The following is a 15,098-nucleotide window of genomic DNA, read 5'->3' on the forward strand; positions in this document are numbered from 1 at the left end:
TGACACGTTTGATCATGCCCCTGGGCCGTCCGCCCCGCGCGGTGTCAGGCCCGGTGGACCTTGTGGTTGGCGGCCTGCGCCCGCGGGCGCACCACCAGCAGGTCGATGTTGACGTGCGACGGCCGGGTGACCGCCCAGGCGACGGTGTCGGCGATGTCCTCCGAGGTCAGCGGCTCGGCCACGCCCGCGTACACGGCCGCCGCCCGCTCCTCGTCGCCCCGGAAACGGGTCACCGCGAAGCCCTCGGACTTCACCATGCCCGGCGCGATCTCGATCACCCGGATCGGCTCCCCGCACAGCTCCAGCCGGAGCGTCGCCGCGATGGTGTGCGCGGCGTGCTTGGCCGCCACATAGCCGCCGCCGCCCTCGTACGCGGCCAGCGCCGCGGTGGAGGAGAGCACCAGCACCGTGCCGTCGCCGCCGGCCCGCAGCGCCGGCAGCAGCGCCTGCGTCATGTGCAGCACGCCGAGCACGTTCACCTGGTACATCGCCAGCCAGTCGGCCGGGTCGCCGGTCGCCACGGACTCGGCGCCGATCGCGCCGCCGGCGTTGTTGACCAGCACGTCCACCCGGCCGACCCGGGCCGCGAAGGCGTCCACGGCGGCCCGGTCGGTGACGTCCAGGGTGTGCGCGCGGCCGCCGATCTCCTTGGCCAGCGCCTCGATCCGGTCGGTCCGCCGGGCGGTCAGCACCACGTCGAAGCCCTCGGCCGCGAGCCGGCGGGCGGTCGCCGCGCCGATTCCGCTGCTGGCGCCGGTGACCACGGCCACCTTCTGCTCGGTCATTGCCACTCCCTCGGGGGAACACGTCGGTTTGGGAAGTACTTCAGTCGCTCACCCGATCATCTCAACGGAGACGGCCGTCCCCCGTGCGGGGAACCCCGCTGTCGTGGCGGCCGCCCGGCCGGGAGCGGGCCCGTTACATTGCGGGATCAGCCGACTACCGGCCGACGATCCCCCTCCTCACCCCCGTGGAGAGTCCCATGGCAGCCGAGCCGCGCCGCACCGAATCGGGCTTCCCGATCGAGCCCCTGTACGGTCCCGAGGACCTGGCCGGCTGGGACCCCCGGCAGCGCCTGGGCCGGCCGGGGGAGTACCCCTACACCCGGGGCGTCTACCCGTCGATGTACACCGGCCGGCCGTGGACGATGCGCCAGTACGCCGGCTTCGGCACCGCCGCCGAGTCCAACGCCCGCTACCGGCAGCTGATCGCCAACGGCACCACGGGCCTGTCCGTCGCCTTCGACCTGCCCACCCAGATGGGCTACGACTCGGACGCCCGGATCGCGGCCGGCGAGGTCGGCAAGGTGGGCGTCGCGATCGACAGCGTCGAGGACATGGGCGTCCTGTTCGACGGCATCCCGCTGGACGGGGTCTCCACCTCGATGACCATCAACGCGCCCGCGGGACTGCTGCTGCTCCTCTACCAACTGGTCGGCGAGGCACAGGGGGTGGCGCCGGGCCGGCTGACCGGCACGATCCAGAACGACGTGCTGAAGGAGTACATCGCCCGCGGCACGTACATCTTCCCGCCCAAACCCTCGCTGCGGCTGGTCGCCGACGTGTTCCGCTACTGCCGGGCCGAGATCCCGAAGTGGAACACCATCTCGATCTCCGGCTACCACATGGCCGAGGCCGGGGCGGACCCCGCGCAGGAGATCGCCTTCACCCTCGCCAACGGCGTCGAGTACGTGCGCACCGCCGTCGCGGCCGGTATGGACGTCGACGACTTCGCGCCCCGGCTCTCCTTCTTCTTCGTCTCCCGCACCACCCTGCTGGAGGAGGTCGCCAAGTTCCGTGCCGCCCGCCGGATCTGGGCCCGGGTGATGCGCGAGGAGTTCGGCGCGAGGAACCCGAAGTCGTGGATGCTGCGGTTCCACACCCAGACCGCCGGGGTGCAGCTCACCGCGCAGCAGCCCGAGGTCAACCTGGTCCGGGTCGCCGTGCAGGCGCTCGCGGCGGTGCTCGGCGGCACCCAGTCGCTGCACACCAACAGCTTCGACGAGGCCATCGCGCTGCCCACCGAGAAGGCCGCCCGGCTCGCGCTGCGCACCCAGCAGGTGCTCGCGTACGAGACCGACATCACGGCCACCGTCGACCCGTTCGCCGGCTCGTACGCGGTGGAGGCGCTGACCGGCGAGGTGGAGGCCGCCGCCGTCGCGCTGCTGGCCAGGGTGGAGGAGCTCGGCGGCGCGGTGGCCGCGATCGAGACGGGCTACCAGAAGGCCGAGATCGAGCGCACCGCCTACCGCGTCCAGCAGGAGACCGACTCCGGCGAGCGGACCGTGGTCGGCGTCAACCGCTTCCAGCTGGACGCCGAGGAGCCGTACGAGCCGCTGCGGGTGGACCCGGCGATCGAGGCGCGGCAGGCGGGCCGGCTCGCCCGGCTGCGGGCCGAGCGCGACTCCTCGGCCGTGGGCCGCGCCCTCACCGGGCTGCGCCGGGCCGCCGGGGGCCGGGAGAACGTGCTGTACCCGATGAAGGAGGCGCTGGCCGCCCGTGCCACGGTCGGCGAGGTGTGCGATGCGCTGCGTGAGGTGTGGGGCACCTACACGCCCGTCGAACGGTTCTGAGCGGACGTCAAGGTGCCCGGGAGGCAAGGGTGGTGGGGTTTGCCGGCCTGCCCGTGACCCCCGGCCCGGGTGGTCGTTGCACAGGTCAGGTGACCCCGGGGAAGGCGGCTGAAACGAGATGTCATACCCACCTGTGCGGCCGGTATGCACCCATCCGGGGACTTCTTTCCCGGAAGTCGGGCCAAATCCCCCCAACAGGCCTACCCTTGATGAGATGAACCGCCCTGAGTCCGCCCAGTCGGCCACCACTCTCACCGCTGCCCGCCCCGCCGCAGACCTGCGCGCCCGGGTCGGCGGACTGGAGTCCGAGCTGATCGCCTTCCGTCGTGATCTGCACCGGCACCCGGAGCTGGGCCGCCAGGAGTTCCGCACCACCGGCCTGCTGCGCGACCGGCTGCTGGCGGCCGGCCTCACCCCCCGGGTGCTGCCGGGCGGCACCGGTCTGATCGCGGACATCGTCCCGGACGGCACCCCGCGCGGCGCCGAGTTCCTGGCCTTCCGCGCCGACATCGACGCGCTGCCGATCGACGACGCCAAGACCGAGGTGCCCTACCGCTCGACCGTGCCCGGCCGGGCCCACGCCTGCGGCCACGACGTGCACACCTCCGTGCTGCTCGGCACCGCGCTGGTGCTGGCCGAGGCCGCCCGCGCCGGCGAGCTGCGCCGCCCGGTCCGGCTGGTCTTCCAGCCGGCCGAGGAGGTCATGCCGGGCGGGGCCCTGGACGTGATCGGCGCGGGCGGGATGGAGGGCGTCGGCCGGATCTTCGCGGTGCACTGCGACCCGAAGGTGGAGGCGGGCCGGATCGCCCTGCGCACCGGCGCGATCACCTCGGCCTGCGACCGTCTGGTGCTCCACCTGGACGGGCCCGGCGGCCACACCGCCCGGCCGCACCTGACCACCGACCTGGTGACCGCGATCGCCCGGATGGCGGCCGATCTGCCGGGGGCGCTGGCCCGCCGGATGGACCCGCGCTGGGGGGTCAGCCTGGTCTGGGGCCGGATCTCCTCCGGCTCCGCGCCCAACGTCATCCCGCAGCACGCGGAGCTGGAGGGCACCGTCCGCTGCCTGGAGCTGGCCGGCTGGCGCGAGGCGCCGGAGCTGCTGCACGAGCTGATCGCCAAGCTCGCCGAGACCTACCGGGCGAAGTGGACGCTTGACTACCACCGCGGCGTGCCCCCGGTGGTCAACGAGGCGGTCTCGGTGGCGCTGCTGGAGGCCGCCATGACGGCGCGGTTCGGGCAGGGCGGCCGGCAGGTGGTCGAGGAGACCGAGCAGAGCCTGGGCGGCGAGGACTTCTCCTGGTACCTGGAGCACGCCCCCGGCGCGCTGGCCCGCCTCGGCGTCCGGCCCCCCGGCGACCCGACCGTGCGGGACCTGCACCAGGGCCGCTTCGACGTCGACGAGCGGGCGATCGGGATCGGCGTCGAGCTGTTCACCGCGCTGGCGCTGGAGCCGGACGAGCTCTGAGCCACCCGCCCGTTTTGGCGGGATTCTGGCCCTTTCCCCCGGTTACGTAGACTGGGCGTCGCCAGTTCCGGACCACCGTTCGCGGACGGGAGCGGGGCGTCGGGACGACCGTGAGACCACGGTTTGGTAACAACCCGGGTGCTCCGCCACCCCGTAATACAACCGTGTTCTACGCGCGTTACGGTGGCGTCCGACCACGCTCATCGGGTGCGTGTGAGAAGGAGATACTCCCTTGCGCCGTTCAACTAAGCTCGCCGCGGTTGTGCTCTCGGGTTCCCTGGGCATTGCCTCGCTCGCCGCTTGCGGCGCAAAGAGCACCGACAACACCTCCTCGGGGGGCTCCTCCGACAACTCGCTCAAGGTCGGCATGGCCTACGACATCGGTGGCCGCGGCGACCAGTCGTTCAACGACTCCGCCGCGCGTGGTCTGGACCGTGCCAAGGCCGAGCTGGGTGCCACCGTCACCGAGGCCGACGCCAAGACCGGCGAGGCCGAGGCCGACAAGGAGACCCGTCTCAAGAACCTGATCGACGGCGGCTACAAGACGATCATCGCGGTCGGCTTCGTGTACCAGCCGGCGGTCAACAAGATCGCCAAGGAGAACCCGGACGTCAAGTTCGCGATCATCGACTCGCACGCCGACGACCAGCCCTCCAACGTCACCTCGCTGCTCTTCGCCGAGCAGGAGGGCTCGTACCTGGCCGGCGTCGCCGCCGCCAACAAGTCGAAGGCCAAGCACGTCGGCTTCATCGGCGGTGTGCAGACCGAGCTGATCAAGAAGTTCGAGGCCGGCTTCAAGGCGGGCGTGAAGTCCGTCGACCCGCAGATGCCGGTCGAGGTCACCTACCTGACCACGCCCCCGGACTTCTCCGGCTTCAACTCGCCCGACAAGGGCAAGGAGGCCGCGCAGGGCCAGCTCGACAAGGGCGCGGACGTCATCTACACCGCCGCCGGCTCCTCCGGCAACGGCGCCATCGAGGCCGTCTCCAACAAGCCCGGCGCGCTGGCCATCGGTGTCGACTCCGACCAGGCCAACCAGCCGGCCCTGGCGAAGTACAAGAACAGCATCCTCACCTCGATGGTGAAGAACGTCGACAACGCCGTCTTCGCCTACGTCGAGTCGATCAAGAAGGGCACTCCCTTCACCGGCATCAAGAACTTCGACCTGAAGTCCGACGGTGTCTCGCTCGCCACCACCGGCAACAAGATCGACGACATCAAGGCCAAGCTCGACGAGGCCGCCACGGCCATCAAGAGCGGCGCCACCACCGTCCCGACCGCGCCCGCCCAGTAAGGGCCGCCGCGTAGCGGACGTCGCTGCCGCTGCCACCTGCCTGGCAGCGCAATGATTGACACAGCATCAGGGAGGGGCCCGGCAGGGTGCGCTCAACGCGTACCCCCGGGCCCCGTCCCGTACCCCACCGTCTTTTCTTGGCCCTCCAGCGCAACGACGCGCCTCCAGACCACCAGGAGATCGCCATCACCGCATCCGACCCCGCCCTCAGCAAGGGCGGTACCCCCAGCGCGGGGACGGCGACACCGGCCGTCGAACTGCGCGGTATCACCAAGCGCTTCCCCGGCGTCGTGGCCAACCACGACATCAACCTCACCGTCCGCACCGGCACCGTGCACGCCCTCATGGGCGAGAACGGCGCCGGCAAGTCGACGCTGATGAAGATCCTCTACGGCATGCAGAAGCCGGACGAGGGCACCATCGCGATCAACGGCGAGCAGTGCGAGTTCAACACCCCGGGCGACGCCATCGCGCGCGGCATCGGCATGGTGCACCAGCACTTCATGCTCGCCGACAACCTCACCGTCTGGGAGAACGTCGTTCTCGGCGGCGAGAAGCTCCACGGCATCGGCGCCAGGGCGAAGGCGAAGATCAAGGAGATCTCCGACCAGTACGGCCTGGGCGTGCGCCCGGAGGCGCTGGTCGAGGACCTCGGCGTGGCCGACCGCCAGCGGGTCGAGATCCTCAAGGTGCTCTACCGCGGCGCCAAGATCCTGATCCTCGACGAGCCCACCGCCGTCCTCGTCCCGCAGGAGGTCGACGCGCTCTTCGACAACCTGCGCGAGCTCAAGGCCGAGGGCGTCACCGTCATCTTCATCTCGCACAAGCTGCACGAGGTGCTGTCGGTGGCCGACGCGATCAGCGTGATCCGGCGCGGCACCACCGTCGGCGACGCCGACCCGCGGAACGTCAGCGCCCGTCAGCTCGCCGAGATGATGGTCGGCGCCGAACTGCCCTCCCCGGAGAGCCGCGAGTCCACCGTCACCACGACCGAGATGCTGGACGTCCGCGGCCTGCGGATCGCCAAGACCGACGCCGAGGGCATCGAGCGCGTCGTGCTCGACGACATCTCGCTGCGCATCCACAAGGGCGAGATCCTCGGCATCGCCGGGGTCGAGGGCAACGGCCAGGCCGAACTGGTCGAGGCCATCATGGGCATGCTCCCGCTGGACGCCGGGGCCGTCACCCTGGACGGCCAGGACCTCTCCGGCTCGCTCACCCGGGCCCGCCGCGAGGCCGGCATCGGCTACATCCCCGAGGACCGCCACCGGCACGGCCTGCTGCTGGAGGCCCCGCTCTGGGAGAACCGGATCCTCGGCCACGTCACGGAGCCCCCCAACTCCAAGGGCCTGCTGCTGGACCCGGCCGCGGCCCGCAAGGACACCCAGCGGATCGTCGAGCAGTACGACGTCCGCACCCCCGGCATCGAGGTCACCGCGGCCTCGCTCTCCGGCGGCAACCAGCAGAAGCTGATCATCGGCCGCGAGATGAGCCACCAGCCCAAGCTGCTGATCGCCTCGCACCCCACCCGGGGTGTGGACGTCGGCGCGCAGGCGCAGATCTGGGAGCACATCCGGACGGCCCAGCGGGCCGGCCTCGCGGTGCTGCTGATCTCCGCCGACCTGGACGAGCTGATCGGTCTCTCCGACACCATCCGGGTCATCTACCGCGGCCGTCTGGTCGCCGACGCCGACCCGGCCACCGTCACCGCGGAGGACCTCGGCACCGCGATGACCGGTGCGGCCCGCGGCCACCTCGAGTCCGACGCGGAGGCCGTCGCCGAGGAGCGGGCCATCGCCGCCGAGGGCACCGAGGCCGAGGACGCCGCCCCCACCGACACCGCCGACGACCCGCAGGCGGGGGAGTAACCACCATGACCAGTCCCAACCCCGCGGCCAAGAGCACCCTGGCCCAGCGGTTCAACGGCGAGCGGATCGTGCTCGCCCTCGCGGCGCCGGTGCTCGCCGTCGTCCTCTCCGTGGCGATCTGCTCGGTGCTGCTGGCGACCTCGGGCAAGAACCCGTTCGACGCCTGGAACGTGATGATCACGTACGGCACCAAGTCGGACGGCCAGGTGGCGATCCTCAACCGGTCCACCACCTACTACCTGGCCGCCGCGGCCGCCGCCTTCGGCTTCCGGATGAACCTCTTCAACATCGGCGTCGAGGGCCAGTACAAGGTCGCGGCGCTGTTCGCGGCCTTCGTCGGCAGCCGGCTCGACCTGCCGTCCTTCATCCAGATCCCGCTGCTGCTGATCACCGCGATGCTGGTCGGCGGTCTCTACGCCAGCATCGCCGGCCTGCTGAAGGTCTACCGCGGCGTCAGCGAGGTCATCTCGACCATCATGCTGAACGCCATCGCGATCGCGATCGTCGGTCTGCTGCTCGTCCCCGGAATCTTCGCGCCGGAGAAGGGCACCACCAGCAACTCGATCCAGACCGACCCGCTCTCGCAGTCCAGCCACTTCTTCGCGTTCGACACGGCCGGCGGCCCGCTCTGGGGCTTCATCTTCATCGCCGCCCTGGTCGGCGTGGTCTTCCAGTTCACCCTGACCCGCACCCGCTTCGGCTTCGACCTGCGCGCCACCGGCCGCTCCGAGTCCGCCGCCACCGCGTCCGGGGTGAACGTCAAGCGCATGGTCGTCATCTCGATGGCGGTCTCCGGTGCGATCGCCGGTCTGATCGGGATGCCCGAGCTGCTGCAGAACTCGTACTACTTCGGCCAGAGCTTCCAGCCCGGCCTGGGCTTCCTCGGCATCTCGGTCGCCCTGCTCGGCCGGAACAGCCCGATCGGCATGGCCTTCGCGGCGCTGCTGTTCGCCTTCCTCGACTCCACCGGCTCGCAGCTGCCGCTGCCGAAGAACGGCAGCTTCCCGTTCGAGATCGTCGATGTCATGAAGGGCACCATCGTCATCTGCGTCGTCGTCGCGTACGAGCTGGTGCGCCGCTACGGACTCAAGCGCCAGCAGCAGAAGGTCGGCGCCGAGCTCGCCGCCCTGGCCGCGGCCAACGTGAAGAAGGAGGTGTCGGCATGAGTACGGCCACCGCCGCCCGTGCGAAGGCGCCGGGCGCTCCCGCAAAGAAGCGCAAGCTGTCCTGGCCGGTGGTGCTGCTGCTGATCGCAGGCGCCCTGGTGCTCTTCTCCGCCGTGGGCCTGGCCACCGGCAACCACTCGCTGACCTCCTCCGGGCAGGTCACCGCCGCGCTGAGCGCGGCCGTGCCGATCGGCATGGCCGGTCTGGGCGGTCTCTGGTCCGAGCGGGCCGGCGTCGTCAACATCGGCCTGGAAGGCATGATGGTCGCCGGCACCTTCTGCGGTGCCTGGGGCGGCTACCTGGTCAACCCGTGGTTCGGCCTGGTGGCCGGCGCGCTCGGCGGCGCGCTCGGCGGTCTGCTGCACGCGGTCGTCACGGTGACCTTCGGCGTCGACCACATCGTCTCCGGTGTCGGTATCAACCTGCTGATCCCCGGCATCTGCGCGTACGTCAACCGGATCTACTACAAGGACTACATCTCCGTCGGCGCCGGTGCGAACCAGTCCCCGCCGGCCGATCCGCTGCCGTACATCACCATCCCCGGCCTCTCCTCCTGGCTGAAGGACATCGAGAGCAACCACTGGTTCCTGGTCTCGGACGCCGCGGGCGTGCTCGGCGGTCTGGTCACCAACATCTCGGTGGTCGTGCTGCTGGCCGGCGCGCTGATCGTGGTCAGCTACTTCGCGCTCTGGCGCACCGTGTTCGGCCTGCGCCTGCGCTCCTGCGGCGAGAACCCGACCGCGGCCGAGTCGCTGGGTGTCAACGTCTACAAGTACAAGTACCTCGCGGTCATCGCCTCCGGCGCCTTCGCCGGCCTCGGCGGTGCGTACCTCTCGCTGGTCGCGGCGCACTTCTACAAGGACGGCCAGACCCTCGGCCGGGGCTTCATCGGCCTCGCGGCGATGATCTTCGGCAACTGGATGCCGGGCGGCCTCGCCATCGGCGCCGGCCTGTTCGGCTTCACCGACAGCCTCCAGCTGCGTGACCCGGAGTCGGTGCACGTGCTGATCCTGACGGTCTCCATCGCGATGGCCCTGCTTGCCCTCTGGCACCTGTACCGCCGCAAGTTCCCGGCCGCGCTGATCACCTTCGTGGTCGCCGGCGGCCTGGCCGCCTGGTACGCCACCACCGACGAGGTGCAGCGCCCGCTGATCGTGGCCACGCCGTACGTGATCACCCTGGTGGTGCTCTCGCTGGCCTCGCAGCGGCTGCGGCCGCCGAAGGCCGACGGCCAGATCTACCGCAAGGGCCAGGGCAAGTGACGGCGCCCGCGGTCGACTGGGAGCTGCTGCGCGAGGCCGCGCGTGAGGCGATGACGCACGCGTACGCCCCGTACAGCCGCTTCCCGGTCGGCGCGGCCGCCCTGGTGGACGACGGGCGGCTGGTCACCGGCTGCAACGTCGAGAACGCCTCGTACGGGCTCGCGCTCTGCGCCGAGTGCGGACTGGTCTCCACCCTGCACGCCACCGGCGGCGGCCGGCTGACCGCGTTCACCTGTGTGGACGGCGCCGGGCGGCTGCTGATGCCGTGCGGGCGCTGCCGCCAGCTGCTGTACGAGCACGGCGGACCGGAGCTGCTGATCGACCTGCCGTCCGGCGTGAAGCCGATGAGTGAGGTCCTGCCCGACGCGTTCGGGCCGGAGCGGCTCTAGCCCCGCTATTTGTTACGCGCGTAGAGTGTCGCGAGTGGGCCGTGACCGGGCCGGCTCGCGACACTCTTCGCTTTTCCGACACCCCTCTTGGCTTTCGAAACCCCTCTTGGAGCAGCCATGGACGCCATCTCCGTCATCAGGACCAAGCGCGATCGCGGAGAGCTGAGCGACGCTCAGATCGACTGGGTCATCGACGCCTACACCCGAGGCGAGGTCGCCGACGAGCAGATGTCCGCCCTGGCCATGGCGATCCTGCTGAACGGCATGAACCCGCACGAGATCAGCCGCTGGACCGACGCGATGATCCGCTCCGGGGTGCGGATGGACTTCTCCTCGCTGCCGCTGCCCACCAGCGACAAGCACTCCACCGGTGGCGTCGGCGACAAGATCACCCTGCCGCTCGCCCCGCTGGTCGCCGCGTGCGGCGCCGCCGTCCCGCAGCTCTCCGGCCGCGGCCTGGGCCACACCGGCGGCACCCTCGACAAGCTGGAGTCCATCCCCGGCTGGCGCGCCCTGCTCTCCAACGAGGAGATGCTCGACGTGCTGGGCTCGACCGGCGCGGTGATCTGCGCGGCCGGCGACGGCCTGGCCCCCGCCGACAAGAAGCTGTACGCGCTGCGCGACGTGACCGGCACGGTCGAGGCGATCCCGCTGATCGCCTCCTCGATCATGTCGAAGAAGATCGCCGAGGGCACCGGCGCCCTGGTGCTGGACGTCAAGGTCGGCTCCGGCGCCTTCATGAAGAACCTGGCGGACGCCCGGGAGCTGGCCCGCACCATGGTCGGCCTTGGCACCGCGGCCGGGGTCAACACCGTCGCCCTGCTCACCGACATGTCCACCCCGCTCGGCCTCACCGCGGGCAACGCGCTGGAGGTCCGCGAGTCGCTGGAGGTGCTGGCCGGCGGCGGCCCGGCGGACGTCGTCGAGCTGACCCTCGCCCTGGCCCGCGAGATGCTGGCCGCGGCCGGCGTGCACGGCAAGGACCCGGCCGACGCGCTGCGCGACGGCTCCGCGATGGACCACTGGCGCCGCATGATCACCGCCCAGGGCGGCGACGTCGACGCCCCGCTGCCGGTCGCCCGCGAGCAGCACGTCATCCCGGCCCCCGCCTCCGGTGTGCTCACCGCGCTGGACGCCTACGCGGTGGGCGTCTGCGCCTGGCGCCTCGGCGCCGGCCGGGCCCGCAAGGAGGACCCGGTCCAGGCGGGCGCCGGTGTGGAGCTGCACGCCAAGCCCGGCGACACCGTGGTGGCGGGCCGGCCGCTGCTGACCCTGCACACCGACACCCCCGAGCGCTACGACTACGCGATCGAGGCGCTGGCCGGCGGCATCGAGGTCGCCCCGGCGGGGACGGCCTTCACCCCGAACCCGATCGTGCTGGACCGCATCGCCTGACCCGGCCCGCTGCCGCGCCGCGCCCGTACCCCCGTGGTACGGGCGCGGCGCGTTCCGGGCGGCCCGGACTCAGCCGGCCGCGGCGAGGACGATCCCCAGGAACTCCTCGGGGGCCTCGCGGACGAGGTCGTGGCCGACCGGCAGGGTGTGCACCGCCCAGGCGGGGTCCTTGCGCAGACGTTCGTACGTCGGCAGGAACGGGGTGTCCTCGAAGCGCTCGGCGTGGATGTACGTCCGGCGGGCCACGCCCTCCCCGGCACCGGTCAGCCGCACCGGCTGGAGCAGTGTCGCCAGCGGGTGCGCGGTGGCCCGCGGGTCCAGTCCGGGGTGCAGGCCGACCATGGTGTACCCGTCGCCGCCGGCCGCGGTGCCGCGCAGGTACCGTTCCTTCCAGACGTCGTCGACGATGCCGTACGCCGACTCGCCGTCGCGCGGTACGAAGGCGTCCGCGTACACCAGCGCGGCGATCCGTTCCGGCGCCCGGTCGGCGACCGCCGAGGCGACCATGCCGCCGTAGCTGTGCGCGACCAGGACCGCGTCGGTGATCCGCTCCGCCTCCAGCAGCCCGAGCACCTCCCCGCTGTGGGTGTCCAGATTGACGCCCCCGCCGTTCAGCGGGCCGCGCTCGGCGACCCCGCTCAGCGTGACCGGGTACACCTCGTGCCCGGCCGCCCGCAGCCCCTCGGTCAGCGGCCGGTACCACCAACCGCCGTGCAGCGCGCCGGGGATGAGAACGAAGGTGGCCATGGCGGGTTCCTCTGGTCGTTCGGGCGGGACGAGAGGAAACTACGGCGGATACCTGACACCTTGCGTCAGGTATCCGCCGGGGTGTGCCCGCCGCGAGCGACTGTCACGGCCGGTTGAAGATGTCGTGGGTGCCGACCCGGCGCTCGATCTCCTCCAGGTCCAGCCCGGCCTCGTCCGCCAGGGACCGGAGGAACTCCTCGCCGTCCTGGAAGACCTCGCCGCGTTCGCCCCGGGCGACGGCCCCGTCGGCCTCCTGCTCCCCGGCCTGCCGGCCGGGGCTCCAGAACCACGCCTGGTCGTCCGGGACGACCGAGGCCGGGGTCAGAACGATCCGGCCGCCCTCCACCGTGACGACCAACTGGTCACCCTCCTGGAGATCGAGTTGCTCCCTTGTCTCCTGCGGGATGGTGACGACCCCCCTCTTCCGGACGGGAGCGGACACCAGGTGGGGGCGACGGCGGCGCTTGAGATCGGCCATACCGAATGTCTACCGGGCGGAAAGTCTTCCCGGCAGCCCGTCGGGCGCGCGGCGGGCGGTGTGCGCCTGGCGGGTGGCGTAGAGGGTGACGGCGGCGGCGAGGGCCATCGCGGTGAGGCCGACGGCGGCGGCGCCGGGCCAGCCGGTGGAGTGGTAGGCGTCGGCGCCGATCGTGCCGCCGACGCTGTTGCCCAGGTAGTAGGCGATCAGGTAGAGCGCGGAGGCCTGGGCGCGGCCCTCGGTGGCGGTGCGGCCGACGGCGGAGGAGGCGGTCGCATGGCCCGCGAAGAAGCCGGCGGTGATCAGGACCAGGCCGAGCAGGGCGCAGAGCAGCGAGCCGGCCAGCGAGAGCAGCAGCCCGGCGGCGGTCACGCCGATCGACACGTACAGCGCACCGCGCCGGCCGAGCCGGCCGGAGAGCCGGCCGGCGGCGGCCGAGGTGCCGGTGCCGACCAGGTAGACCACGAAGATCGACGCGGCCACCGACTCCGGCAGCTGGAACGGCGCGGAGATCAGCCGGTAGCCGACGGTGTTGTAGACCGCGCCGAAGACGGCCATGAACAGCAGCCCGAGCGCGTACAGCCGCACCAGCAGCGGGTTGCGCAGGTGCCGTCCGACGGTGCGGGCCAGCGCGCGGGCGTCCACCGGGGCCGGGGTGAAGTACCGGGCGGCGGGGATCAGCAGCCGGAAGGCCAGCGCGGCCAGCAGCGCGAGGGCGGCGGAGGCGGCCAGGCCCCAGCGCCAGCCGAAGCCGGCGGCCGTCCAGCCGGAGAGCAGCCGGCCGCCCATGCCGCCGATGCTGTTGCCGGCCACGTACAGACCCATCGCGGAGGCCAGCGCGCTGGGGTGGACCTCCTCCGCGAGGTACGCCATCGCGGTGGCCGGCAGCCCGGCGAGCGCGGCGCCCTGGAGGACCCGCAGCACGACCAGGGTGGTGAGGTCCGGCGCGAACGGCAGGGCCAGCGCCAGTGCGGAGGCGGCGAGGGTGGAGGCCGTCATCACGGCGGTGCGCCCGTACCGGTCGGACAGCGCGCTGGCCGGCAGCAGGGCGAGGGCGAGGCCGAGGGTGGCGGCGGAGGCCGTCCAGCTCGCCTGGCCGGGCGTGATGTCGAGGTCGGCCGAGAGGACCGGCAGCAGGCCCTGGGTGGAGTAGAGCAGGACGAAGGTCGCGACCCCGGCGGCGAACAGGGCGAGGTTGGCGCGGCGGAAGGCGCGCTGGCCGGGGCGGTGGCGGTCGTCGGCCGCGGTGGCGGGGGACGGCGTGGTGAGGGCATCCGGCGTGGCCACGGATGCCCCGGTATCGGAGGGCTGCATACCGTCGAACCTAGGCCTGTGCCGTTGATGCGTCCAATGCATGAACCGCCGATAATCAATGCGTTCAGGTATGAGCCGAGGTGGCGGCGGTCGGAGTGGAGGAAGAGTGACGGACGGCACGGACCGTACGGAGGGCGGCGAGCCGCCGCACCGGCTCGCCGAGCTGGGGCCGGAGCTGCCGGCCGTCCAACTGGCGCCCCGGCTGGCCCAGTTCGCGGCGGTGGCCCGGTTGGAGCACGTCACGCAGGCGGCCGCGCTGCTGGGGATGCCGCAGCCGACGCTGTCGCGGGCGGTGGCCCGGCTGGAGGAGGAGCTGGGCGTCGACCTGCTGGCCCGTCAGGGCCGCACCGTCCGGCTGACCAGGGCCGGGCGGTTGCTGCTGGCCTCGGTGGAGCGGGCGCTGGCGGAGGTCGAGCGCGGCGCCGAGGCGGCCCGCGCCGAGGCGGACCCGGCGGCCGGGCGGGTGGCGTTCGGCTTTCTGCACACCATGGGGACGGACGCGGTGCCGGCGCTGCTGCGCGGGTTCCGGGCGGCCCACCCGCAGGTGCGGTTCCAGCTGGTGCAGGACTACGTCGGCGCGATGCTGGAGCGGCTGCGGGCCGGGGAGCTGGACCTCTGTCTGGTCGCGCCGCTGCCGGACGACCCGGCGCTGGTCACCCGCCCGCTGGACGAGCAGCGGCTGCACCTGGTCGTCCCGGCCGACCACCGGCTGGCCGGGCGGCGCCGGATCCGGCTGGCCGAGGTGGCCGAGGAGCCGTTCGTCGGGCTGGAGCGCGGGTACGGGCTGCGCGCGATCACGGACGGGTTCTGCGCGGAGGCCGGGTTCGTGCCGCGGATCGCGTTCGAGGGGGAGGAGGCGGAGACGCTCCGCGGGCTGGTCGCGGCCGGGCTCGGGGTGGCGCTGCTGCCGCCCGCGCTGGTGCCCCGGCCCGGGGTGGTGGAGCTGGAGGTGACGGCGCCGCGCACCCGGCGGGCGATCGGTCTGGCCTGGGCGGCGGGCCGGCCGCTCACCCCGCCGGTGGCGGCGTTCCGGGACTTCGTGCTGTCGCGGCGGGGGAGGCTGTTGCAGCACGACTGAACCGGGGGTGTCCACGACGTGCCGGGGCTCGCCCCTTCGGTGGAATTCCCGGTGCGCATTGGCCGAT

Annotated in this window: 13 protein-coding genes; 9 read left to right on the top strand and 4 right to left on the bottom strand. The window is 72.2% G+C overall.

What is annotated here, in order from left to right; translation table 11 throughout:
* Positions 1-44: 44 nt before the first annotated feature.
* Positions 45-785, bottom strand: coding sequence for an SDR family oxidoreductase (locus ACIO5D_RS06235; RefSeq protein WP_363605610.1), 741 nt, complete (start codon positions 783-785; stop codon positions 45-47).
* A 197-nt stretch (positions 786-982) separates the two neighbouring features.
* Between ACIO5D_RS06235 and ACIO5D_RS06240 the strand changes: the two genes are divergently transcribed.
* From ACIO5D_RS06240 to ACIO5D_RS06275, 8 genes are all read left to right on the top strand, one after another.
* On the top strand, positions 983-2,572 hold the full coding sequence (locus tag ACIO5D_RS06240; protein ID WP_400794040.1) for a methylmalonyl-CoA mutase: 1,590 nt from the start codon (positions 983-985) through the stop codon (positions 2,570-2,572).
* A gap of 214 nt (positions 2,573-2,786) precedes the next feature.
* Positions 2,787-4,040 (top strand): amidohydrolase, encoded by a 1,254-nt coding sequence (locus ACIO5D_RS06245; RefSeq protein ID WP_363605613.1) that lies wholly within the window; start codon positions 2,787-2,789, stop codon positions 4,038-4,040.
* 232 nt (positions 4,041-4,272) lie between these two features.
* On the top strand, positions 4,273-5,334 hold the full coding sequence (locus ACIO5D_RS06250) for a BMP family protein (RefSeq protein WP_400794041.1): 1,062 nt from the start codon (positions 4,273-4,275) through the stop codon (positions 5,332-5,334).
* A gap of 344 nt (positions 5,335-5,678) precedes the next feature.
* Positions 5,679-7,202 (top strand): ABC transporter ATP-binding protein, encoded by a 1,524-nt coding sequence (locus ACIO5D_RS06255; RefSeq protein ID WP_400653312.1) that lies wholly within the window; start codon positions 5,679-5,681, stop codon positions 7,200-7,202.
* A 5-nt stretch (positions 7,203-7,207) separates the two neighbouring features.
* The gene (locus ACIO5D_RS06260) at positions 7,208-8,368 is read left to right on the top strand and encodes an ABC transporter permease (RefSeq protein WP_363605617.1); all 1,161 of its coding nucleotides are present in this window, start codon (positions 7,208-7,210) and stop codon (positions 8,366-8,368) included.
* Positions 8,365-9,630, top strand: coding sequence for an ABC transporter permease (locus ACIO5D_RS06265; protein ID WP_363605618.1), 1,266 nt, complete (start codon positions 8,365-8,367; stop codon positions 9,628-9,630). Before ACIO5D_RS06260 ends, ACIO5D_RS06265 begins: the two co-directional genes overlap by 4 nt.
* The gene (locus ACIO5D_RS06270) at positions 9,627-10,019 is read left to right on the top strand and encodes a cytidine deaminase (RefSeq protein ID WP_363605619.1); all 393 of its coding nucleotides are present in this window, start codon (positions 9,627-9,629) and stop codon (positions 10,017-10,019) included. The genes ACIO5D_RS06265 and ACIO5D_RS06270 overlap by 4 nt, the downstream gene beginning before the upstream one ends.
* Positions 10,020-10,136: 117 nt before the next feature.
* Positions 10,137-11,414, top strand: coding sequence for a thymidine phosphorylase (locus tag ACIO5D_RS06275; RefSeq protein WP_363605620.1), 1,278 nt, complete (start codon positions 10,137-10,139; stop codon positions 11,412-11,414).
* A gap of 69 nt (positions 11,415-11,483) precedes the next feature.
* On the opposite strand, the gene ACIO5D_RS06280 is transcribed toward ACIO5D_RS06275, so the two are convergent.
* The 3 genes from ACIO5D_RS06280 to ACIO5D_RS06290 all read right to left on the bottom strand — a co-directional run bounded on the left by ACIO5D_RS06280 (position 11,484) and on the right by ACIO5D_RS06290 (position 13,953).
* Entirely contained in the window at positions 11,484-12,161 is a 678-nt protein-coding gene (locus ACIO5D_RS06280) for an alpha/beta fold hydrolase (RefSeq protein ID WP_400653157.1), read from the bottom strand.
* Between the two features lie 103 nt (positions 12,162-12,264).
* On the bottom strand, positions 12,265-12,639 hold the full coding sequence (locus ACIO5D_RS06285; protein ID WP_400794042.1) for an AbrB/MazE/SpoVT family DNA-binding domain-containing protein: 375 nt from the start codon (positions 12,637-12,639) through the stop codon (positions 12,265-12,267).
* A 9-nt stretch (positions 12,640-12,648) separates the two neighbouring features.
* The gene (locus tag ACIO5D_RS06290) at positions 12,649-13,953 is read right to left on the bottom strand and encodes an MFS transporter (RefSeq protein ID WP_400794043.1); all 1,305 of its coding nucleotides are present in this window, start codon (positions 13,951-13,953) and stop codon (positions 12,649-12,651) included.
* Between the two features lie 58 nt (positions 13,954-14,011).
* Between ACIO5D_RS06290 and ACIO5D_RS06295 the strand changes: the two genes are divergently transcribed.
* Positions 14,012-15,031, top strand: a complete 1,020-nt coding sequence (locus ACIO5D_RS06295; RefSeq protein WP_400794044.1) for a LysR family transcriptional regulator — start codon at positions 14,012-14,014, stop codon at positions 15,029-15,031.
* The last annotated feature ends 67 nt before the right edge of the window (positions 15,032-15,098 follow it).

The organism is Kitasatospora sp. NPDC087315 (assembly GCF_044744345.1).
In the GTDB taxonomy this organism is placed as follows: domain Bacteria; phylum Actinomycetota; class Actinomycetes; order Streptomycetales; family Streptomycetaceae; genus Kitasatospora.